The organism is Fusobacterium sp. (genome assembly GCF_030528405.1).
In the GTDB taxonomy this organism is placed as follows: Bacteria; Fusobacteriota; Fusobacteriia; order Fusobacteriales; family Fusobacteriaceae; genus Fusobacterium.
Map to the genome: position 1 here is coordinate 1 of NZ_JAUMYY010000021.1, position 22,977 is coordinate 22,977.

17 protein-coding genes are annotated in these 22,977 nt (G+C 26.9%); 10 read left to right on the forward strand and 7 right to left on the reverse strand.

Annotated features, from left to right (window positions below):
* The first annotated feature begins 3 nt into the window (after positions 1-3).
* Positions 4-1,533: a methyltransferase regulatory domain-containing protein gene (locus Q4A58_RS04845; protein WP_303117042.1), complete on the forward strand. Its 1,530-nt coding sequence runs from the start codon at positions 4-6 to the stop codon at positions 1,531-1,533.
* Between the two features lie 79 nt (positions 1,534-1,612).
* On the opposite strand, the gene Q4A58_RS04850 is transcribed toward Q4A58_RS04845, so the two are convergent.
* From Q4A58_RS04850 to pckA, 3 genes are all read right to left on the reverse strand, one after another.
* The gene (locus Q4A58_RS04850) at positions 1,613-2,047 is read right to left on the reverse strand and encodes a hypothetical protein (protein ID WP_303117000.1); all 435 of its coding nucleotides are present in this window, start codon (positions 2,045-2,047) and stop codon (positions 1,613-1,615) included.
* A gap of 21 nt (positions 2,048-2,068) precedes the next feature.
* The gene (locus tag Q4A58_RS04855; protein WP_303117001.1) at positions 2,069-2,485 is read right to left on the reverse strand and encodes a hypothetical protein; all 417 of its coding nucleotides are present in this window, start codon (positions 2,483-2,485) and stop codon (positions 2,069-2,071) included.
* A 172-nt stretch (positions 2,486-2,657) separates the two neighbouring features.
* A complete protein-coding gene (pckA, locus tag Q4A58_RS04860; RefSeq protein WP_303117002.1) occupies positions 2,658-4,244 on the reverse strand; it encodes a phosphoenolpyruvate carboxykinase (ATP) in 1,587 nt (528 codons plus the stop codon).
* A 259-nt stretch (positions 4,245-4,503) separates the two neighbouring features.
* Between pckA and Q4A58_RS04865 the strand changes: the two genes are divergently transcribed.
* From Q4A58_RS04865 to Q4A58_RS04885, 5 genes are all read left to right on the forward strand, one after another.
* Positions 4,504-4,896: a DUF2721 domain-containing protein gene (locus tag Q4A58_RS04865; RefSeq protein WP_303117004.1), complete on the forward strand. Its 393-nt coding sequence runs from the start codon at positions 4,504-4,506 to the stop codon at positions 4,894-4,896.
* A gap of 9 nt (positions 4,897-4,905) precedes the next feature.
* Positions 4,906-5,580, forward strand: a complete 675-nt coding sequence (locus Q4A58_RS04870) for a YadA C-terminal domain-containing protein (protein ID WP_303117006.1) — start codon at positions 4,906-4,908, stop codon at positions 5,578-5,580.
* 292 nt (positions 5,581-5,872) lie between these two features.
* Entirely contained in the window at positions 5,873-7,060 is a 1,188-nt protein-coding gene (locus Q4A58_RS04875) for a M20 family metallopeptidase (protein WP_303117008.1), read from the forward strand.
* A gap of 17 nt (positions 7,061-7,077) precedes the next feature.
* Positions 7,078-7,830, forward strand: a complete 753-nt coding sequence (locus Q4A58_RS04880; RefSeq protein WP_303117009.1) for a transporter substrate-binding domain-containing protein — start codon at positions 7,078-7,080, stop codon at positions 7,828-7,830.
* An 83-nt stretch (positions 7,831-7,913) separates the two neighbouring features.
* The gene (locus Q4A58_RS04885) at positions 7,914-9,038 is read left to right on the forward strand and encodes a cation diffusion facilitator family transporter (RefSeq protein WP_303117044.1); all 1,125 of its coding nucleotides are present in this window, start codon (positions 7,914-7,916) and stop codon (positions 9,036-9,038) included.
* A gap of 194 nt (positions 9,039-9,232) precedes the next feature.
* Here the strand turns inward: Q4A58_RS04885 and Q4A58_RS04890 are convergent, their stop codons facing one another.
* From Q4A58_RS04890 to rsmB, 4 genes are all read right to left on the reverse strand, one after another.
* Positions 9,233-9,940: a Fic family protein gene (locus Q4A58_RS04890; RefSeq protein ID WP_303117012.1), complete on the reverse strand. Its 708-nt coding sequence runs from the start codon at positions 9,938-9,940 to the stop codon at positions 9,233-9,235.
* A gap of 69 nt (positions 9,941-10,009) precedes the next feature.
* Positions 10,010-10,777, reverse strand: a complete 768-nt coding sequence (locus tag Q4A58_RS04895) for a diaminopimelate epimerase (RefSeq protein WP_303117015.1) — start codon at positions 10,775-10,777, stop codon at positions 10,010-10,012.
* Positions 10,778-10,867: 90 nt separating this feature from the next.
* Positions 10,868-11,509 (reverse strand): O-methyltransferase, encoded by a 642-nt coding sequence (locus tag Q4A58_RS04900; protein WP_303117017.1) that lies wholly within the window; start codon positions 11,507-11,509, stop codon positions 10,868-10,870.
* Complete coding sequence (rsmB, locus tag Q4A58_RS04905; protein WP_303117018.1) at positions 11,503-12,819, reverse strand: 16S rRNA (cytosine(967)-C(5))-methyltransferase RsmB; 1,317 nt, start codon at positions 12,817-12,819, stop codon at positions 11,503-11,505. The genes Q4A58_RS04900 and rsmB overlap by 7 nt, the downstream gene beginning before the upstream one ends.
* An 84-nt stretch (positions 12,820-12,903) precedes the next feature.
* Between rsmB and Q4A58_RS04910 the strand changes: the two genes are divergently transcribed.
* The 4 genes from Q4A58_RS04910 to pbpC all read left to right on the forward strand — a co-directional run bounded on the left by Q4A58_RS04910 (position 12,904) and on the right by pbpC (position 22,975).
* A complete protein-coding gene (locus Q4A58_RS04910) occupies positions 12,904-13,812 on the forward strand; it encodes a DNA-processing protein DprA (RefSeq protein WP_303117020.1) in 909 nt (302 codons plus the stop codon).
* A 97-nt stretch (positions 13,813-13,909) separates the two neighbouring features.
* Positions 13,910-15,715: a DNA helicase RecQ gene (gene recQ / locus Q4A58_RS04915; protein ID WP_303117023.1), complete on the forward strand. Its 1,806-nt coding sequence runs from the start codon at positions 13,910-13,912 to the stop codon at positions 15,713-15,715.
* 39 nt (positions 15,716-15,754) lie between these two features.
* Positions 15,755-20,527, forward strand: a complete 4,773-nt coding sequence (locus Q4A58_RS04920) for an alpha-2-macroglobulin (protein WP_303117025.1) — start codon at positions 15,755-15,757, stop codon at positions 20,525-20,527.
* 180 nt (positions 20,528-20,707) lie between these two features.
* The gene (pbpC, locus tag Q4A58_RS04925) at positions 20,708-22,975 is read left to right on the forward strand and encodes a penicillin-binding protein 1C (protein WP_303117028.1); all 2,268 of its coding nucleotides are present in this window, start codon (positions 20,708-20,710) and stop codon (positions 22,973-22,975) included.
* Positions 22,976-22,977 lie beyond the last annotated feature (2 nt).

The following is a 22,977-nucleotide window of genomic DNA, read 5'->3' on the forward strand; positions in this document are numbered from 1 at the left end:
AAAATGGATGAAGTGAAAATTGTTGAAAAACAATATAATGAAGTGCCTTATATGTCAAAAAGCTTTTATTACACATTACCAGAAAAACAAAAAACTGTGCTACAACTTTTAGGCTTTGAAACGCCTGAGCTAAAAAATGCAAGAATTCTAGAGATAGGATGTTCATTTGGTGGAAATATAATCCCTTTTGCCATTGCTCATCCAAATGCTGAAATAATTGGAATTGATCTTGCAGAGGTTCAAGTTAATGAAGGAAATAATATAATAAAATTTTTAGGTTTGGATAACATAAAGCTGATTCATAAAAATATTATGGATTTTGACGAGAGCTATGGAAAATTTGATTATATTATCTGCCATGGAGTATTCAGTTGGGTTATTGAAGAAGTTCAAAATAAAATTTTAGAAATTATAAAAACTCAACTTTCTGACAATGGTTCTGCTGTTATTTCGTATAACACATACCCTGGTTGGAAAAATGTTGATATACTTCGTGATATTATGCAATTCAGAATAGAATCCTTGAATAAAAATGGAAATCAAATAGAAAGTTATGAAAAAGTTAGATATGGAAAAGGAGCCATAGAATTTCTTGAAAAATTTTCATTTTTAAGTGAATATACAAAAGCTATGGTTGCTGACATAAAAGAAAAAGATGCCTATTATATTCTACACGAATACTTTGAAGCTAGTAATACACCTTTATACTTATATGATTTCAATAAAAAATTATTAAAGTATGACCTTTTCCATGTAGTTGATTCAGATATAAGTAGATCTTTCCCTATTTTCTCAGATCCTCAAGTTGAAATATCTGTTGAAAATGAATGTGCTGGAGATCATATAGTTAGAGAACAATATTATGACTATCTTTTAAATAGACAATTTAGAGTTAGTATTGTCACTCATCTGAAAAATAAAGAAAAGATTAACTTAACTAAGATGGTTAAAATTGACAGTTTAAATAAATTAAATATTAGGGGATACTTTCAAAAAAATGAAGAAGGAAAATATATAAGAGAAGGAAATGTTTTAGTTGATGAATTAAATGAAATTATAGAAAATCTTAATGTTGCTTTCCCTAATACAATTTCTATTGAAAGCTTAGCAAAGAAACTAAATACAGATGAAAATTTTTATCAAAGAATTATGCAGTTGATTTATTCTAAAACTATAGAATTTTTCTCTGAAAAAATAGAAATTTATAAGCCTAAAAAATTAAAGTTAAGCGAAAAGTATAGAAAGTATGTTGAATATGCTTTAAGCGCTGAAAATCCTATGATTTCATTCTCTAATTTTTCTGGTTTAGTCACTAATGTAAGTAAAACTGAATTAAGCATTATGACTCTATTTAATGGAGAAAGAAGTGACAAGGAAATTGAAAATTTAATAAAAACAAATATAGAAAATGGAAACCTTTCTATAACAAGAACTGAAGAAAATTCAGATACAAGAACTGATGAAGAAATAATTAGAGACTTTATAAAAAATGTAAGAGAATTTTTAGAAATCAATATGATGTATGAAAAATAATAATTTAATTTTTTAAAAATATTAAAAAGGGGCATTGCACTTCAAATTAAGCTTGCAATAGCCCCTAAACTTTTTTATATTATTTAATATCTAACTTAAAGCTATTAGTATCTTTATCAAAATAAAAAAAGTAATTTTCTCCAGCTTTTGTTTCAACTTCAATCTTTGTTGCACCAGTGCTCTTAGTTACAGTTCTATATATAACTCCTGGTCTTGTTGTTGAATATTCAACTTCTATTATATTTTTACCAGTTTTACAATAAAAACCTGAACCTTGTTCATCTGAAAAGGCTGCAGGCAATTCATCGTTTACAGAATAAATTTGTAAATTATAAGATACTATAAAGCCTCCACTTCTTTGTGTATAAATTTTTACTGCATTAGGAAATCTTTTTAAAAACTTTGCTGCATAATCTTCCTGTTTGCTTTTATTTCTCCTAGAGCTAAAAAACCAAAATATAGCCACAAGTACTAGCATTAAGGGATAAATAATAAATAGTTTGTTAAAATCCATAACTTTCCTCCATTTTAATTTTTATTTTTCTATATTACTTACTTTCAATTTTATTGGCTCCACTTCTGCTAAACTTTCTAATTGTGCATACATCATATTAAATTTCATTTGTCCCAAAGGTTCACAGTGTATTACATCATTATCTATTTGCAAGTCTATCTTTGTTGCTCCTTGATTTCTCTTAGTAGTTATATTATATCCCAACTTTGCCCCTACCAAATTGTATTCCTTCATTAACTTACCATTTTCAAAATACTGTAATGTTTTTTTATCTTCATCCACAATAAATTTAATATTTTCTGAAAAAATAACTATATACATCATTATAATATACACAATAAGTGCTATTATAATTGACAAGAATTGTGACAAGAAATAATTAACAATAACAGCTATTATTACTGCTGCAAAATGCACTGATACTAACGCAAAAAGCATACTAAAAATACCTCTTTTATAGATAGTCATATTTATTTTTACCTCTCTTCTTTATTTAATTACCCACTTAATTCTACAATATTTTTCTTTAAAAATCAATAGTTTATATACTTAATTAAAAGGAGCTATTGCGTTTTAAAATTTCATCAGTTTCGCAATAACTCCTTTTTCTTTATTCTGCTTTTGGACCTGCATTTACAATATTTTTAGGCATATTAGGATATTTTTTTGCAAAATTATCTTCAAATTTTTTAGCTAAATCCTTTGCAGCTGCTATATAAGCTTCTTTATCAGTCCAAGTATTCATAGGGTTTAAAATTTCACTAGGAACTTCAGGACAAGCTTTTGGAATTTCAACATTGAATATTGTATGGTGCTCATATTCAACATTCTCAAGGGCACCATTTAAAACCGCTGTTACCATAGCACGAGTATATTTTAAATTCATTCTTTCTCCCGTTCCGTATGCTCCACCTGTCCACCCAGTATTTATCAAGTAAACTTGTGTGTTATACTTTTCAATTTTCTCTCCTAACATTTTCGCATAAACTGCTGGATCCATAGGCATAAAAGGCTCACCAAAACAAGTTGAAAAAGTAGGAATAGGTTCTTTTACTCCACGCTCTGTCCCTGCAAGCTTAGCTGTAAAACCAGTAATAAAATGATACATTGCGGCTTCCTTTGTCAATTTTGCAACTGGAGGTAATACTCCAAATGAATCAGCCATTAAAAATATAATTACACTTGGTTTACCTCCAACACTTGGATATTGTGCATTATTTATATAGTGCAAAGGATAGGCAACTCTAGTATTTTGAGTTAAACTATTATCCGCATAGTCTATTTCCCTCGTTTTTTCATTTACTACAACATTTTCTACTATACTTCCAAATTTTATAGCATTATATATATCTGGTTCAGTTTCTGGATTTAAATTTATACATTTTGCATAACAACCACCTTCAAAATTAAAAATTCCTTCTTCTGACCAGCCATGCTCGTCATCTCCAATCAATTTCCTATTAGGGTCTGCTGATAATGTTGTTTTTCCTGTTCCAGATAAACCAAAGAAAATTGCAGTTTTCTTAGTCACTGGATCCATATTGGCAGAACAGTGCATAGGTAGTACTCCTTCATGTGGCATTAAATAATTCATAATGGAGAAAACCATCTTTTTTAGTTCTCCTGAATATGAAGTTCCACAAATTATACCTAATTTAGCTTCAAAATCAATTATAATAGCGACTTCTGAATTTACTCCATCTACTTCTGGGATACATTTAAATCCTGGAACAGATAATATGGTAAAATCAGCTTCTCCATAATTTTTTAACTCTTCCTCATTTGGACGAATTAAAAGTTGATGTATAAATAAATTTTGACTTGCATATTCATTTATAAAACGAAATTTTTTTTGATATTTTTTATCTGCACCTGCAAGACCGTTGAAAACAAAAACTTCTCTATTTTGTAAATATGCTAAAGCTCTTTCATATAATTTACAGAATATTTCTCTTTCTATAGGATGATTTACATCTCCCCATCCAATATATTGATGTACATCTGGACTGTCTACAATAAATTTATCATCTGGGGAACGACCTGTATACTTTCCAGTTGTTATTATGAATGCACCTGTATCAGATAAAATCCCCTCCTTTCTTTCAAGAGCTTTCTCAACCAATTCAGCAGGAGATAAATCATAATAAATTTTCCCAAAATTAGATGCTTCTAAATTTTCAACCTTATAATTTTTCATAAAAAAAACACCTTCCCCTCTAATTTAAATGTACATTATTTTTTATAAATATTCTCTATTTAGTTTTATTATAAATAAATAAAAGAAAAAAAGCAACTTATTTTTTATAATAAATGTGCATTAATTTAGTTTTTTACTTATTCTATAGTAATAAAGATATAAAATTTTGATCTGTATTTAAAAATATTTTTAAGTTTTTCTCTAGTATGATATAATTTATAAAATAAATTTTTATAATTAAATTAGAAAGGATTTTTTAATGATTTTAACTTTAGATATAACAACACCAGCTGTAATGTTTCCTTCTGTTTCTTTACTACTTTTAGCATATACAAATAGATTTTTAGCTCTTGCAGCTCTCATAAGACAGATGGATCCATGTACTAATAATTCAGCCCATTTGGAACAAATAGCTAATCTTAATTTGAGAATGTTATATATTAAGAGAATGCAATATTTAGGAGTTTCTAGCTTGCTCCTGTGTGTAGTTTCTATGTTTTTCGTCTTTTTTAATATAAACCTGCTTGGAATATTAGCTTTTGTAATAAGTCTAATACTTATGATTACATCGCTTATTTATTCACTTAAGGAAATTAAAATATCTTTAGATGCTCTAAAAATTCATTTAAATAAATGTAAAACAATGGAATAGGGTGAGACTATGAAATCAATATTAAAAAAAATCATTAAACATTTTTTTATATTTTTTCTATTAAATTCTTCCATAGTTTTATCTCAAGAACCTAAATATAATATAATTAAAGAAATATCTACAATGGAAGAAATTCATGAAGAAATATTTGCAGAATCAAAAAATAATATTAATAATATTGAAAAGGAAAATGAAGTTATAGATGAAAATATACAAATAAATGACAGTGAAGATAAAACAAATATTATAGGGCAACAGGATATTCAACATTCACCTGATCTTTCTTCTAAAAATTCCTCTCTTATTATTGATGAAAGAAAAGAACATTTATTAAGTACTCAAAAAAAAGAAAAGATTAATGAAAATAAAATAAATAAAAATAAAAAATATGAAGATAGAGAAAAAACAAAAAAACAAAATAGATTTGAAGAAATAAACGACAGATCTAATAGAGTAACTGCTCTTGGTTCTGCTATGGGAGCAATAGATTTAGGGAGTACTCCTGCTAAAAAAATAAGATTGGGAGCTGGAGTCGGAAATTCTTCAAGTTCTCAAGCTGTAGCGGTAGGAGTTGGGTATGCTCCAACAGATAGGCTTAAATTGAATACTAAATTCTCATCTTCTACCAATAATATGAATAATAATAGTATTTCTGTTGGTGCTTCATATGATTTGGATTTATAAAAAAATATTTGACAATCTTTTTTTTATATGTTATATTTGCAGAAATAAATTTCTATAGGGAGGTAAGAAAATGTTCTTTAGTAAACTAAGGATAAGGCTAGTAAATTTTATAAAAAAATTTAATATTTTATCCATTTTGTATGCTAAAGGTATTTTCTATCTTTAATTTTTAAATTCAACTAATTTTTTATTTAATATTTTTATATTTTTTAGAAAACTACAGTATAGCAGCATAATGTTATATCGTAGTTTTTTTTATTTAAATACTTTTTAAAATTAAGGAGGCTTAGCAATGAAGGAATTAAAAGAAAAAAACTTAAAAGAAAGACTGTCGGAACTTTTTGAAAAATACAGGAATGAGTTTATTGAATTAAATGAGTATCTCTATAAAAATCCTGAACTGGGTTTACAAGAATTTAAAGCCTGTGCTGCTCATACAGCCATACTTAAAAAACACGGGTTTAATGTAACAAAAAATTTTGCTGGTTTAGAAACTGCATTTCAGGCTTCATTTAAAAAAGGAAATTCAGGACCACGAATAGCTATACTTGCTGAATATGATGCTCTTCCAGGTATAGGTCATGGTTGTGGACATAATATCTTTGGAGTTACAAGTGTTGCAACAGGAATACTTATCAAAGATTTAATGGAAGATATGGAAGGTGAAGTTTTAGTAATTGGTACCCCTGCAGAAGAAACTAATGGTGCTAAAGTAGAAATGGCTCAAAAAGGAGTATTTAATGATATTGATATAGCTATGGCTGTTCATCCATCAGGAGAAGCTCATTATAGAAGCGGTATTTCACAAGCAATGGAAGCCTTGCAGTTCACTTTTAAAGGAAAAACATCCCATGCTGCAAGTGCCCCACATGAAGGAATAAATGCTCTTGACGGTGTGCTAACACTATTTAATTCCATCAATGCTTTAAGACAACAAACCTTAGAAACTGCTCGAATACATGGAATAATAACAAAGGGTGGAGAAGCTGCAAATGTAATTCCAGACTTAGCTGTAGCTAATTTTTATGTGAGGGCAAAATCTTTAGATTATTTAAAAAAACTGGTAGAGAGAGTTAAAAATTGTGCAAAAGGTGCCGCTTTAGCAACTGGAACTACTCTTGAAATCACAAACTATGAAACAAGTTTTGCTAATTTAGTAACAAATAAGAAACTTTCTGAAACTTATGAAAAAAACTTAAAAATTTTAGGAGTAAGTGATATAAGAGATAAGGAAGGACACGGTTCTACTGATATGGGAGATGTTAGCCATTGTTGCCCAGCTATTCATCCATATTTCCCATTGACTACAGAACATCTGATTGGTCATAGTGTGGAATTTGCATCTGCAACTATAAAAGAGGAAGCATACAAGGGAATGAAGGAAGCAAGTTTTGCTATGACCCTTACTGCACTAGAACTGTTTAATGATAAAAAACTTTTAAATGAAATAAAGGAAGAATTCAAAAATACTAAAAAATAAAAGTGGAGGTTAATATTATGAAAAAAATTATTGTCATATTTATGCTTATTCTATCTAGTTTATCTCTTTCTGCTAAAAAACTCTATGTTGGAACAAACGCTGAATTTAAACCATATGAATATCTTGAAGGGGATAAAATAGTAGGTTTTGATATTGATTTAATGAATAAACTTGGAGAAAAGCTTGGCTATGAAATTAAATGGGTAGATATGAATTTTGATGGGCTTCTAACTTCTTTACAATTGAAAAAAATAGATGCTGTTATAGCTGGTATGTCTGCAACTGAAGAGCGAAAAAAGGCTGCCTCATTTTCTATTCCTTATCTTTTTTTTAAGTCTGGACATCTGGTTCTTGTAAATGAAAATAGTAATTTTTCATCTAAGCAAGAGTTAAAAGATAAAACTGTAGGTGTTCAAATAGGAAGTATACAGGAAGGCTTTGCTAAAGATATTGGAGCTATTCCAAAACTATATAGTAGTTTTACTGCCGCTTTAATGGATTTACAAAACCAAAAAGTTGATTCTGTCATTGTAGCTGAAAATACTGGAGTTGAATATTTAAAAACTATGAATAAAATAAAAAAAATTGATATGATAGACGATTCAAAGCCTGGTGCCTCAATAGCTTTTAGAAAAGCCGACAAAGAACTAGCAGAAGAGTTTTCAAAAGCAATCTTAGAAATAAAAGAAAGTGATTTCTATGCAGAACTTATAAAAAAATATTTTCCAGATAAATATGATAACTTCATAATGGAAAAAAATAAAAAATAGTATCTAAAAAAAGAACTTATATCAATTATAAATTTATGTTAAAATATAAAAACATATTTTAATATAAGGAGCCTTTTATGAACATTATAGATGTGCAAAATAAGCTACGAAGTAATATCATTATTAAGACGAGTATTATTGGTATTGTAACTAATATACTTTTAGTAATTCTTAAAGCAAGTATTGGTTTTTTTACAAATTCTATTGCTATTATTCTTGATGCAGTAAACAATCTAAGTGATGTTTTATCTTCAAGTGTAACAATTATAGGATCTAAGTTATCTGAAAAGAAAGCTGACAAAGAGCACCCTCTAGGTCATGGAAGAGGGGAATATCTAAGTGCAATGATTGTAGCTTCTATTATACTGTATGCTGGTATTACCTCACTTATTGAATCAATTAAAAAAATTATCACTCCTAAATTTGCAGAATATAGTAATGTTTCGATTTTTATAATTTCTATTTCTATAATTATAAAAATTATCTTAGGGCTATATACAAAAAGAATAGGAAGAAAAGTTGAATCACAGGCTCTTACTGCATCTGGAACTGATGCTTTAGTAGATGCATTAATTTCTACTTCCGTTTTAGCATCAGCTTTAATTTTTATAGTTTATAAAATATCTCTTGAAGCCTATGTTGGAGCTTTGATTTCTTTTATTATCATAAAATCTGGAATTAAAATTCTTATGGAGTCAATTGATGAAATATTAGGAAAGCGAGTTGACAAAACACTTATAAATAAAATCAAAAAAACCATCTGTGAAGATCATGGTATTACAGGAGTTTATGAACTGATTCTACATAATTATGGTCCTAAAAAATATATAGGTTCAGTTCATATTGAAGTCCCTGATACCATGACTGCAGATAAAATAGATGTGCTTGAAAGAAATATTGTTGATAATATACTTGCAAAATATGGAATATTTCTAACAGGAATAAGTATTTACTCAATAAATACTAAAAATCCTGAAATAGCTGAAATGCATCTTAATATTTTAAAAATTGCTATGAACTTTGATGGAGTTTTACAATTTCATGCTTTTTATGTTGACCTTGATTTAAAAACTATACGTTTTGATATAATTCTTGATTTTTCAGTTTCTGATAAAAGAAAACTTCATAGTGAAATTAAAGAAGCTGTAAAAAAAGTGTATCCTGATTTTAAAATTTATATAAGAACTGAAATTAACACTGATATATAAATCAAAGAAGCTGTTGTAAAAATATTACATGAACTGCACCCCCAATCTTGTGTCCAAGATTTTGGGTGCAGTTCAAAACAAGCTAATTATGTTCTAATCTTCTAAAAGTGTGTGCTTTACTTCTATACTTTTAAATGTTAATAGGTCAAGACTTTGAATCTCTCTCAAAATGTAATACTTTAATTTTAACATATTTATATCTGCAAATTTGATGAATTTTTAAAAGCTAAAATTCTCTTTTTTTCTTCTTCCATCAATGGTTCCACTAAATTTACAAAGTTTTCAATATCTTGATTTCTTAGAATATCCATATATTTTGCTCTATCTTCTATTGTGATCACAAAAGGAGTTAAGTTATTTTCTAACATTAAAGCAAGCATTATTAATCTTCCTGTTCTTCCATTTCCATCAGAAAATGGATGTATTCTTTCAAATTTTATATGATTTTCAAGTATTATTTTTAATTTTTCACTGCCAGAGCTAGAATTTTTTAATTGATATTCCATATTTTCAAACCATTCTTTGACTTTATATGGAGTTTCACTTGGACTAGCAGTTTCAAAATTTGCTCCCCTTATATAATTATAATCAGTCTTAAATTTTCCAGCATTATGATTTAATCTATTTAATAAGATTTTATTAATTTCTTTTATTAAATAAATATCAACCTTTCTATTCTGTAGTTCGGTCAATAAAAACTTTAAAGCATCTGAATGATTTAAAACTTCTAAAAATTCTCTTTTAGACATTGCATTAGGAATGGTATCATCTAAAATAATACTTGCAGTTTCATTTAATGTCAATGTATTTCCTTCAATTGCATTAGAATGATGTGTCATTCTTACATTTAAGTCATCTATATATTCTTCTGTAAATTGTTCTAATATATTAATTATTCTCAACTCCTTTCTTTTTCAAGGTTTCATAAATTTTAAAAATAAGCAATGAAATGATAAATGATAATTTCCCCCTCAAATATAAACCTTTCCCTCTGCTACAATTTCGACTGGACCATCTATATAAATATTTTCTTCATCAAATGAAAATTCCAACCAGCCATTAGGTTGAATAATTTTAGCCTTTTCAATTTTTTTGTATTTTTTTAAATAGAAGCCTAGAGCTGTTGTTCCAGAAGCGCAACTGTTTTCCCATACTCCTTTACAGAAACCTTTAACATATACATAAGGTAACATCTCCATTTTTTTCTCATTGAAAAACATTAAACCTAAAGCTAAGTACTCTTTATCTTCCAAATAATTTCTGGCGAAATCAATTACTTTTTTCTTATCTTCTTTTCCTTCATAAATAAAATGATGAATGCCTGAAAATTCAACCAATATTAAAGTTTCATTTTCAAATTTTATTTCTTTCATATTTAAAAATTTAGGCATTTTTATTTTTGCTAGAAATTTATTTTCTTCACTTTCACTTCTAACATCCACATCCAGTGTTTCCCTTACACCTGAACAACTTATGGAATAATTTTTTTGATCTTTAAAATTTTTGTCCCTAAATGCTAAAAGAGAAGCAAAAGCTCTGCTTGCATTGCCACAAAATTCTCCACCCATCATCTGTAAATGACTCTCTTTTATAAAGCCTACCTGTTCTGCATGTAAACTTGTCTCTTTCATAAGTATCTCAGATATAGTCATAATATCTTCTTCATTAATATTAAGTTTATCAATAAGTATAGTAATATTTCCAGCAGGATTAACTTTTATAAAATTTAATTTCTTCATAAATTATTTCCTCCTTCTTTATTTATACTTTCACTATCTGAAATAATTTTTATTTTTATATTTCCAAACATTTTTAAAGAAAATCCTAACTTAACGCCATACAATACCAACTCCATCTGAAAAAGGTAGCAAAACAAAGTTATAATTTTCATAGAGGTAGTCTATAAACTCATCTAACCTTTTAACTAATGTTTTAAATCTTTTAGGATGTTCTTTATATAAATACCCTCTAAATAAAATATTATCTATAAAAATCATTCCTTTTTCATTTAAAAGTTTATATGAATCCTCAAAAAAAGTTTTATATTGACCTTTTGCTGCATCTATAAATATAAAATCAAATTTCTCATTTAAATTGTTTATCTCTTCCACTGCATCACCCAGAATCTGTTTTACACCTTTTAATTCTGAGTTTTCAAAATTTTTTTTCGCTATATTAAATCTAGTTTCATCAATCTCTATTGTAGTAAGCCTTCCATTTCTATTTTGTACTTCAGCTAACATTGTTATTCCAGAATATGCTGTTGCTGTTCCAACTTCTAAAATATTTTTTATATTTTCATTGCTCTTTATAATAAATTTTAAATACTCTGCCACTTCTTTACTTACTATAGGTATAGAGTTTAATTTAGCATCTTCCTCAATCTCCTTTAAAATTTGAACATCATATCTTGAATATTTTTGAATTTTTTTATAAATATAATCATTTGCTTCTTTTAATTCTTCTAGCATTTTTTTCCTTCCATAATTTCTTTTTTTAATTTTATCATATAAAAACCATCCAGAATTTTTTCTTTATAGTTTATACAAAAGCCTCCAAATTCATCATAATCTCCAGCAACATTTTCTGGGATATGTAATTTTTCAACTTTAAAATCCTTTCTCATATTTAAAAATTTTCTTATATTTTCAGTATTTTCTTCATTTACTATAGTACAAGTGCTGTAAATTAATGAGCCTCCGTCTTTTAAAATATCAGCTGCTGCATTTAAAATGGCAAGTTGCAATCCAGAAAGCTCCGCTATATTTTCCTTATTTTTATTATATAAAATTTCTGGTTTTTTTCTTATTACTCCATATCCACTACAAGGTACATCCACAAGTATTTTATCAAATTTTCTCCCTTGCTTATTGACATTTCTTGCATCCATAACTATTGGTTTAACTATATTTATACCTAATTTTTTCATATTGCTTTCAATTAACTTTATTTTATGCTGATGTATATCAAGAGCTATTATCTCACCACTATTTTGCATAATTTCAGCAAGCACAGCTGTCTTTCCTCCGGGAGCTGCACAGATATCTAAAACTAAATCCTTAAAATCTGGTTTTAAATTTACTGCTGCTAAATATGATGAAGCATCCTGTACTATAATTTTACCAGTTTTAAATTCTTCACTATTTAAAACTATTCCAGAATTTATATAATAGACTGAATCTATTTTTTTTATTACTGAAATCTTATTAAGTTTTAAAAAATTTTCAAATTCTTCTTCACTATACTTTAGTTTATTTAATCTAACAGATAAATACGGTATTCCCTTATAACTTTTTATTGCCTCCTCTAAATTCTCTCCATATTGAACTGCTAAAAGTTCACAAAACCATTTTGGACTTGAATATAATATTTCATAGTTCTTCTCTTTTCTTAAATTTTCAATAGTTTCTTCCTTAGTTCTTAAGTAATTTCTTAGAGTTGCATTTATAAATTTTGACAGAGCTAATCCGTATTTTTTCTTAGCTAATTCTGTAGCTTCCCAAACAACTCCTTTATCGTCAGCCGTCATAAAACTTATTTGATAAATTGAAATTCTAAGTAAATTTCTAATCCAATCTTTTTTTACTTCTTTGGTATTTTTTTCTATAATGTAATCTAAAAATTTTTTATTCCTTAAAACTCCATAAAATATTTCAGTTATAAAAGCTTTTTCTTTTAAACTCAATCCAAAATTCTTAAATGTTTCATTTAATATAATATTGGAATAAGCACCTTTATCAACCTTTGTTATTAAATTTATAGCAAGTTGTTTTGCATTCATTATTCTCTCCATCTAAATTTTATTTTTTAATATTATACAAGAAAAATATGCTAAAATAAAATATAAATTATTTGGGAGGTTTTTATGTACTCAAGAGATGAACTTTTAAAATTTTCTATTTATAATACTTATGAACAATACATTAATCCTAATTTAATTTATAAAACTTTTGACATTTCTTTAAACTTTGGTGAAAATCTATTTAATCTTTCAAAAAAGACTCTAAGAAGTTTTCTTAAAGATAAATGCTTGTTCAATGAAGAACAAATACATAAACTTATTAACTTATTTGATATCTTTTTAGATGATGAAATTAAAAAAATCTATTCCGACTGTGAAAAAAATAAAATAACTCTATTATTTTATAATTATGACAACTACCCTCAAACTTTGTTAAATATAAAAAAAGCTCCTTATGTTTTATACTCTAAAGGAATTTTTAATTTTAATCATTTAAAAACTGTTGCTCTAGTTGGAACTAGAAATATAAGCAATGAAGGGAAAGCTTTCACAACAAATATTGCAAAATTTTTAAAAGAAAATAATTTTTTTAATATAAGTGGTCTTGCTCTTGGTGTTGATACTATAGGACATATTGAAACATTAGGGCAAACAGCTGCTGTCTTAGCTCAAGGTCTACTTACAGAAATCTACCCAAAAGAAAATAAAAAATTAGCAGAAGATATTTTAAAAAATAAAGGTTTCCTTTTATCGGAGCTCCCGCCTCACACCAATATCTCTGTTAATAAACTCATAAAAAGAAATAGAATACAATCCGGTTTATCAACTGCCATCTTAATTGCTGAAACAGATATAAAAGGAGGAACTGTCCATACTTTTAAATATGCAAAAGAACAAAATAAAAAAATTTTTATAGCCGATTTTAATAAAAACTTTATTGAAAAATACAGAAAAGATTTAATTATTATAAAAGATAAGGAAGATTTTTTTCAAAAATTTAAAAATGCCTTCTCTCAGAAAAGCTTATTTTAATTTAAACTATCTTCTAAAATGATTTAATTTTATTATTTCTTTAAAATAAATAATATAGTATAATATAGCCAATAAAAATATTAATTTAAGGTATAATATGAAAACTAAGGCACTTAAAATTTTAAATGAATACTATGGATATGAAAATTTTAGAGAAGGACAGGAAAAAATTATTGACGCTATCTTTAAACATAAGAATGTTTTAGGCATTATGACAACAGGAGCAGGAAAATCTATTTGTTATCAAATTCCAGCACTAATTTTTAATGGCTTGACAATTATTATATCTCCTCTCATATCGCTTATGAAAGATCAGGTTGATAGCCTAAAAACAATAGGAATTAAAGCTGAATATTTAAATTCAAGTTTAAGTTCTGATGAATTTAATCAAATCCTTTTTAAAATTTCTAGAAAAAAAGTAAAACTTTTATATATTTCTCCTGAACGTTTAGAAAACAACCTCTTTATAAACTATATTAAAAATATTGAAGTTTCTATGATAGTAATAGATGAGGCTCACTGTATTTCACAATGGGGAGAAAATTTTAGAAAAAGCTATTTAAAAATTAGTGACTTTATTAAAAAAATAGATAAAAATAAAAATATTCTAACTCTTGCTTTCACAGCAACAGCCACTCCTAGAATAAAAACTGATATCATTCAAAAATTAAATATGGATAAGCCCTTCATACATACAGATTACTTTGATAGAGACAACATCTATTTTAAAGTTATTGACAATACTATATATGAAGATGATTTAATAGATGAAAAAGTTTTTATAAAAGATTATCTTTTAAAAAACAAAGGAAAATCTGGAATTATTTATTGTTCAACTAGAAAAAACGTTGAGGATATATATAATTTTATTAAAAATGTTCTCGGAAAATCAGTAACTAAATATCATGCTGGTCTTTCAAAAGAAGAAAGAGATAGGAATCAACAGAGCTTTTTGAATGATGACATACAAATTATGGTAGCTACAAATGCTTTTGGAATGGGAATAAATAAATCAAATATCAGATATGTAATCCATGCTAATATTCCAAGTGATTTAGAAAGTTATTACCAAGAGGCGGGTAGAGCTGGAAGAGATGGAGCTCCTGCTGAAGCCATATTAATTTATAATAAAAAAGATATATCCACTCAAAGATTTTTAATAGATAGTGACAAATCTAAAGACGATAATTATAATAGAAAACAGCTACAGAAATTCCAAAAAATGCAAAACTATGCAGAACTTGAAACCTGCTACAGGGAATTTATCCTTAAGTATTTTGGTGAAAAGATGATAAGAGACTATTGTGGCTATTGTGAAAATTGTAAAAAGGAGAAAGATATCAAAGATTTTTCTTTGGAAGCAAAAAAAATAATTTCCTGTGTTGGAAGAACTAGAGAAAGTCTAGGTATTTCAACTCTTTCTAATATGTTAGTTGGTAAGGCTGATTCAAAAATGTTAAATAAGGGTTTAGATAAAATTTCAACCTTCGGTATCATGAGAGATAAGTCTCTCGAATGGATAGAGCAGTTTATTAATTATATGCTCTTAGAGAAGTATTTAATCCAAAGTGCTGGAAGCTTCCCTGTTGTAAAACTTGGAGAAAGATACAGAGATATACTAGAAGATAAACTAAAAATTATTAGAAAATCTGACGAAAAAGTAAATTTTGATTATTTTGAAAATGAACTGTTTAAACAACTAAATATACTCAGAAAAGAAATAGCAAAAAATGAAAATATAGCCCCCTATATAGTTTTTTCTGATTTAACACTCATAGAGATGGCTGAAAAAAAACCATTAAATAGATGGGAAATGTTAAAAATAAAAGGAGTTGGGAATCAAAAATTTAATCATTATGGAGAAGATTTTTTAAAGCTTATACAAAGCTTTTTAGATAATTAGAAATTTAGTTTATTATAGAATAAAAAAGGAGTGAAAGTAATGAAAAAAACTAATTTTTTTAAGATCTTGCTGGTTATTTTAGCTTTTAGTTTAATAGCCTGCAATATGTTTAAGGGAAAAGAAAAGCCAGCCCCTACAAACACTGTTGAACAAACGGAACAAAGTAATGATTATTACTACAAAGAAATCTATATAGACAGGGTTGCATTTAATAGTGCTGGTCATCTTGTAGCTATTTTTTCAAAAGAAATTTCTAAAAATCAAGATTTAAAAGAAAAAATTAGCCTTGATCCTGAAGTTTCAAATTTTGAAATAGATGTCTATGGGAATAAAATAGTTTTAAAAGGTGATTTTGAAAAAGAAGTCCCTTACAACCTTTCATTTGCTAAAGATTTAAAGGATACTGATGGTAATGAACTTGGAGATTCTTATCCTTTTACTAATCTATATATAGGAAAGTTAAAACCTCATTTAAGTTTTTCTGATAATGGTTCTACTTTACCTAGCCTAAATAATAAAAGAATTAACTTTACTTCTACAAATGTAAAAAAAGTTAAATTAGAAGTAGTTAAAGTTTATATGAACAACATTACAAATTTCTTAAGAGCAAAAAACTCTCATTATTTTCAAGAAACTTTTAAGAATGAACTAGGCGATGTTGTATTTTCTCAAGAATATATTTTAGATTCAAAAACAGATGAAGTCATGAGAAACAGTATAGATCTAAGCGGAGTTATAGATAGTAAAGGAATTTACAATATAAATCTCTTTGCCAATGACCCTGATGGCATTGATTATGATGAAGCTAAGTATGGTTATATTGATTACTATGAATGGATAGATGACAAAAGAGTATATGCTCGTGCTGAAAAAAATATTATTCTCTCAGATTTAGGCTTGATTGCAAACACTAATGCAGGTAAGTTAGAGATAAAGGTTTTGAATTTAAATTCTCTTGAAACAGTTCCTAATACAAAGTTAGAATTTGTGAACAGAAAAAATCAGGTTATTGAACAAGGCTATACAGTTTCTAATGGTGAATATAAATCAAAACTTAATCCAGAGGATATCTATTATATTCTGGCAAAAAATAACAATGAATTTAATGTGCTTTATCTAAATGATAGTTATATAAACTATTCTGATTTTGATATTGGAGGATTGGTAGAAAATTCTAATTTAAAAATTTTTACTTATACGGATAAGGGATTTTATAGACCTGGAGATGAAATTTCTGTGTCTTTAATTGCTAGAAATAAAAATAATGCCCTTGAAGAAAATCATCCTTTCACTTATAGTTTTATATCTCCAATCGGTATAGAAAAATTAAATAATGTAACAGTTAATGAATCTAAAAATGGTTTTTATAACTTTAATATAAAAACGGATGTAAATGATGAAACTGGAGCATGGAATTTAAAAATAAACTTGGGTGCTAAAGAAATTAATCAACCTATATTTATTGAAGCTAAGGCTCCAAATAGAATTGCTATAGATATTGACACTGACAAGCTATATACAAAGGAAAATATAGTTGATAATCAATTAAATATTGAAGTTTTAGGAACTTATTTAACTGGTGTTAAGGCTGAGAATAGTCAAACTAATTATAATATTTCTCTTTTTGAAAAAAATGTTGAGACTAAAAAATATAAAAATTTTAATTTTGTTAATCCTACCACAAACTTTATGTATAACACATATATTGATGGAGCTTTAGATAATTCTGGAAAAGAAAATTTAAAAATATTTATTCCAGAAGTTGCAAGAAAGCTTAATTTAGATATCTATATTAATGCAAACATTTTAGATACAAATGGAAGATACAGTTCTGAAAATAAAAAACTATCCTTAATTAATAAAGATTTTGCTATAGGTCTTGAGAAAACTACTCAAGAAAACGATAATGCTATTATTAATTTTATAGTTTTAGATGAAAAAACGGATAGCTTAATCGAAGGTAAAAATTTAAAATATAAACTATTCAATAAAAAATTTAACTGGTGGTATGACCATTATTATGAAGATGAAAGTCGTATAAAAAATTCATTTGATACAATTATCCTTCAAGAAGGAACTATTAAAAGTTCTAAAAATCCAGAACCTATAAAATTATCAAATTTAGAGGATGGTATAAATTTCTTGGAAGTTGAAGATCCAGAAACAGGTATTAGCTCTGGAATTTTCATATATAATTATTCTTATGGTGATAGAGCTAAAAATGGAATGGAAAATTTAAATATCAGTGCAGATAAACAAAAGTATGAAATAGGTGATTTTGCTAAAGTCAAATTTAATGCTACAGAGGACACTAAAGCTCTTATAACAATAGAGAAAGATGGAAAAATTTTGAAGGAATATTGGAAGAATATAACACAAAAAAATGTTGAGGAAAGCATTCAAATTGAAAAAGAATTTTTCCCAAATGTCTATGTCAATATAAGTGTTTTCCAAAAATATAAAGATAAAGAAAATGACAGGCCTCTAAGACTTTATGGAACTGTTCCTCTTATGGTTAATGACAAGGAAAAAGAGCTTAATATAGTCATTGACTCCAAAGATGAAGTTGAACCTTCTAGTGACTATAAGTTAAAAGTTTATAATAAAGAAAAACAAAAAATGTATTTCCAATACTTTTTAGTTGATGAAGGAATTACAAGACTTACTGATTATGCTTTACCTAAACCACTTGATTTTTTCTATGGAAAACAAGCTAAGCTTATACAGAACTATGATAATTTTTCAAATATTATTGAGAAATATTCAAGCTCAAAAATTGCTAACTATTTAAAAACAGGTGGTGGTGACTTCGAAGAAGCTGCACTGCTAAAATCTTATATAGAAGATAATATGAACCTGCAAGGAAAAGCTGAAAGATTTAAAAATATATCAATAGTCAGTGGAATATTGGAGACTGATAGTAATGGTTATGCTGAAATTGATATAAAAATTCCAAACTATTTTGGAGCTATGAAAATCTTTGTTGTAGCTACTAATAATGATAAATTTGGAAGTACTGAGAAAAAATTAACAATAAAGGCTCCTGTAATTGTAGAAAGTTCTGCACCTAGAGTTTTAAAAGTTGGAGATAAATTTTCTATTCCTGTAACTCTTTTCCCAATTGAAAATGAATTAGGTAGTGGAAAATTAACTGTTAAATATGAAGGTAAAGAATTTACAAAAGAAGTAAGTTTTAAAGATATGCAAAACCAAAAATTTTCTTTTGATTTAATTGCTCCGGAAACTGTAGGAGAAACTAAAATTGAAATAGCTTATAATTCTCAAAAATATAATTTCAAAGATATTATCAATTTAAATGTTGATAGCCCTTATTCACAGCAATATATTAATCAAAATTCAGTTTTGAAACCTGGTGAAGAATTTAAACTTAACACTAAAAAGTTTAAAGATTTTATAAAGTCTAGTTTAAGCTCAGAGCTTAAACTTTCAAGTTACGAAAATCTTGGTTTAAACAAAGTTATTGCTTCTCTTTTAGATTATCCTTATATATGCTTGGAACAAACTGCTTCTAAAGCAAGAGCTATGATTGCAATAAATCATTTAACTAAAGATGAAAATGAGTTAAATATTACACGAAATGAAATTAATAAAATAGTTAAGAAACTGGCTAATAATTATCAACTTTCTAATGGTGCTTTCACTTACTGGCCTGGTTCCAACTATGAAACAATTATAGATAGTATCTACATTACAGAAATATTAGTAGATGCTAAAAAACAAGGTTACTATGTACCTGAGAGAATGTATGACAGAGCTATAAGTTATATTAAATCTTTAATCTATAGAACTGACATAACTACAGAAATTAAAATTGATGCTTTATACATTCTTGCTGCAGTGGGAGAACCTAATGTATCTGAAATGAATATTATTTTTGATAGATACTATAAAGAACTTTCTTTAGTTAGTAAATTGATTTTATTGAATGCATATAACCTTATTGGTGAAAAAGATTTTGCAAAAAATGAAGCAAATAAACTTGAAAAAGAACTGGATTCTCATAAAACTGTTGATGGAATTTATAAAAATGCTGAAGCTTTAAAGCATTACTACTCTATTTATGGTGAAAAAGATAAGAAATTGTTTGACAATTTATTAGCAGTTATTAAATCTGATACTTGGCTAACAACTTATACCCAAGCTAATATAATTGATGCCTTTGCAAAAACTGTAAAGGACACAGAAAGAAAAAATCTATCTTTCAGCATTATTACAAATGGTGAAACTAAGAATTATACTTTGGTAGATGGACAATTTAACTTCCAAGAAATCAATAAACTTATAAAGGAAGCAAAGGAAATAAAAATAAAGAATAACTCAAATGACAATTTATATGTTGATTTCTTAGCAAAGGGAAAACCTATTAAATTTAACGAGAAGGATGAGAGCCAAAATATTGTAATTACTAGAGAATTTGTAGATATAAATGGTAATAAGATCGATCCTAAAAAGCTAAAAGTTGGAGATAAACTTTCTATAATTATTAATACTGAATTAAAAAATATAGACTTTTTGAATAATGTTGCCTTAATACAAATTTTACCTAGTGGATGGGAAATTTCAAATACAGAAGAACCTAGTGACTATCCTTTTGACTATATTGATAGAAGAGATGATAGAGTTGCCTTCTTCTACTACTTAAATAATGACTATCCAAAGAAAATTAAAATCAATATTGATGTAGTTAGTGCTGGTGAATACCTATTCCCTGGAACAAGTGTTTCAGCAATGTATGATAATAATTTTAGAGCTTACTTAAAGGGCTTTGAAGTTAAAGTTTCAGAAAAGTAAAGATAGAAAAATTTAATATTTTTTAAACTTCTAAATAATGAAATATAATTTTTATATTTTTCTACAGAATCTAGGGACTGTTGTATTTTTGAAAACAGATTTACAGCAGTTCCTTTTTTATTTTATAAAATTGATTAATGTGATAAAATATATAGATAGAAAATTTAATGGAGGAGAACTATGTTAAAAAAATTAAAATTAAAAAAACTCTTTATTTTTTTCATAGTTTCTCTTATTTTATTTATTTTATTTTCACTAAAAATTTATTTTTTCTATAAACCTGAAGAACTCATTACAAAAATAGACTACAGTCAAAGCATTTTAGATAGAAACAATAATTTAATTGGAGTTTTTTTGAATAAAAATGAGCAATGGCATATAAAAAATGAGGCTGAAATTCCAGCTCTCTTAAAAGAAGCTGTACTTTTATATGAAGATAAAAATTTTTACAAACATGGAGGCATAGATTATTTAAGAATATTAAAATCACTTTATAATAATCTGAGTGGTGGAAAAAAGATGGGAGCCAGCACTATCAGTATGCAAGTTGTCAAGCTTTTAGAACCCACTGAAAGAACTTATCTTAACAAAATTATAGAAATTATTAAGGTAAAAAAATTAGAGAATACCTTTTCTAAAGATGAAATTTTAAAACTTTATTTAAATAATGCTCCCTATGGCTCGAATATTATAGGCTATGCCACTGCAATTAAATTATATTTCAATAAGGAAGTAAAATATTTAAGTCATGCTGAAGCAACCTTACTTGCAGTTTTACCAAATTCTCCCGGCATATTAAATCTAAAAAAGAACAATAACAAATTACTTCAAAAAAGAAATTTTTTATTGAAAAGAATGCTAGATAAAAATATTATAAATGAAAGGCAATATAAATTTTCTCTCTTAGAAGAGCTTCCTAAAAAAATTCATTATTTTGAAAATAAGAATCCACAGTTTTCATATTTTATAAAAAGCAAATACAATGAAAAAAATATTAGAACAACTTTAGATTATAAATTACAAAAAAAAGTTGAAAACTTTGTTAGGCTTTATTCCAATTCTATGAAGCAAATTGGAATAAACAATGCTGCTACACTTGTTATAGACAATAAGACTAAAGAAGTCCTAGTTTATGTGGCTTCACAAAATTTTGAAGATAAAAAAAATAATGGTGAAATTGATGGTTTAAGAGTTAAAAGATCCCCTGCTTCACTTTTGAAGCCTTTTCTATATGCTCTGGCTATAGATGAGGGACTTATAACAAATGAAAGTTTATATCCAGATGTACCAATATTTTTTAATAATTTTTACCCCAAAAACTCCGATAATAAATTTAGAGGTATGGTAAGAATGGAGGAGGCATTGATTAAGTCTTTAAATATTCCTTTTATTAAACTCCTTGAAGATTATAAGGTAGATAAATTTTTTTATTTCTTAGAAAGTATTGATGATTATGGGGACGATAATTTTGATAAGTATGGTCTATCTTTAATCTTAGGAACTAGAGAAATGAGAGCCCTTGATATAGCTAAGCTTTATTTGGGACTTGCTAATTATGGTGAGTTTTCTGAATTAAAATATACTCTAGATGAAGTAAATAATAGCTATAAAAAAAGAGAGGACAAAAAAAAATTAAGTAAAGCTGCTAGTTACATTACCTTGAACACTCTATCCAAAGTAGTTAGACCTGATAATGAGCAGTTATATTCAACGGACAGACCTATTTCATGGAAAACAGGAACAAGCTTTGGTTTAAGAGATGCTTGGGCAGTTGGAGTAAGTCCAAATTATACGGTTCTTGTATGGCTTGGAAATTTTTCAAATAATCCTATATCATCTCTTTCAGGGGTCGATACTGCTGGAAATTTATTATTTAAAGTTTTTAATTTAATTGATATACAGCCTAAAAATTTTACAAAACCAGAAGAAGATTTAAAACAAATAGAAATTGATAGTAAAACAGGTTATAGGAAGTTTTACGAAGTTGAAAGTAAATTTATTGATTATCCAAAATCTGCAAAAACTTTAAAAATATCTCCTTATTATAAAAAAATTTTTGTGGATAAAAATGGATTTCCTGTGGATTCAAGAAGTGAAAATTTTATAAATGCGACAGAAAAAATTGTACTTGAATATCCAATTGAAGTATCAAACTATTATTACAATTTAAATGAAGAAACAAATGATAATAAAAGTGTAAAAATAGCTTATCCCTCAAACAATTTAGTTATAACCCTACCCAAAGATTTTTCAGGTTATCAAAAGTTAGCTGTTAAACTTTATAACCCTAATAAACAATTTGTTTACTGGTATCTCAATGATGATTATATAGGCCTATCAAACGAGGAAGAAAAACTTTTAGATTTAGAAAATGGTGAACATAAAATTACAATAGTTACAGAAGAAGGAAAACGTGATCAAATAAAATTTAGAATAAATAAGAGGTAAAA

Coding starts and splice junctions, on each gene's coding strand:
- Q4A58_RS04845 (WP_303117042.1), top strand. CDS start 4: ATGGATGAAGTGAAAATTGTTGAAAAACAATATAATGAAGTGCCTTAT.
- Q4A58_RS04850 (WP_303117000.1), bottom strand. CDS start 2,047: ATGGATTTTAACAAACTATTTATTATTTATCCCTTAATGCTAGTACTT.
- Q4A58_RS04855 (WP_303117001.1), bottom strand. CDS start 2,485: ATGCTTTTTGCGTTAGTATCAGTGCATTTTGCAGCAGTAATAATAGCT.
- pckA (WP_303117002.1), bottom strand. CDS start 4,244: ATGAAAAATTATAAGGTTGAAAATTTAGAAGCATCTAATTTTGGGAAA.
- Q4A58_RS04865 (WP_303117004.1), top strand. CDS start 4,504: ATGATTTTAACTTTAGATATAACAACACCAGCTGTAATGTTTCCTTCT.
- Q4A58_RS04870 (WP_303117006.1), top strand. CDS start 4,906: ATGAAATCAATATTAAAAAAAATCATTAAACATTTTTTTATATTTTTT.
- Q4A58_RS04875 (WP_303117008.1), top strand. CDS start 5,873: ATGAAGGAATTAAAAGAAAAAAACTTAAAAGAAAGACTGTCGGAACTT.
- Q4A58_RS04880 (WP_303117009.1), top strand. CDS start 7,078: ATGAAAAAAATTATTGTCATATTTATGCTTATTCTATCTAGTTTATCT.
- Q4A58_RS04895 (WP_303117015.1), bottom strand. CDS start 10,777: ATGAAGAAATTAAATTTTATAAAAGTTAATCCTGCTGGAAATATTACT.
- Q4A58_RS04900 (WP_303117017.1), bottom strand. CDS start 11,509: ATGCTAGAAGAATTAAAAGAAGCAAATGATTATATTTATAAAAAAATT.
- rsmB (WP_303117018.1), bottom strand. CDS start 12,819: ATGAATGCAAAACAACTTGCTATAAATTTAATAACAAAGGTTGATAAA.
- Q4A58_RS04910 (WP_303117020.1), top strand. CDS start 12,904: ATGTACTCAAGAGATGAACTTTTAAAATTTTCTATTTATAATACTTAT.
- recQ (WP_303117023.1), top strand. CDS start 13,910: ATGAAAACTAAGGCACTTAAAATTTTAAATGAATACTATGGATATGAA.
- Q4A58_RS04920 (WP_303117025.1), top strand. CDS start 15,755: ATGAAAAAAACTAATTTTTTTAAGATCTTGCTGGTTATTTTAGCTTTT.
- pbpC (WP_303117028.1), top strand. CDS start 20,708: ATGTTAAAAAAATTAAAATTAAAAAAACTCTTTATTTTTTTCATAGTT.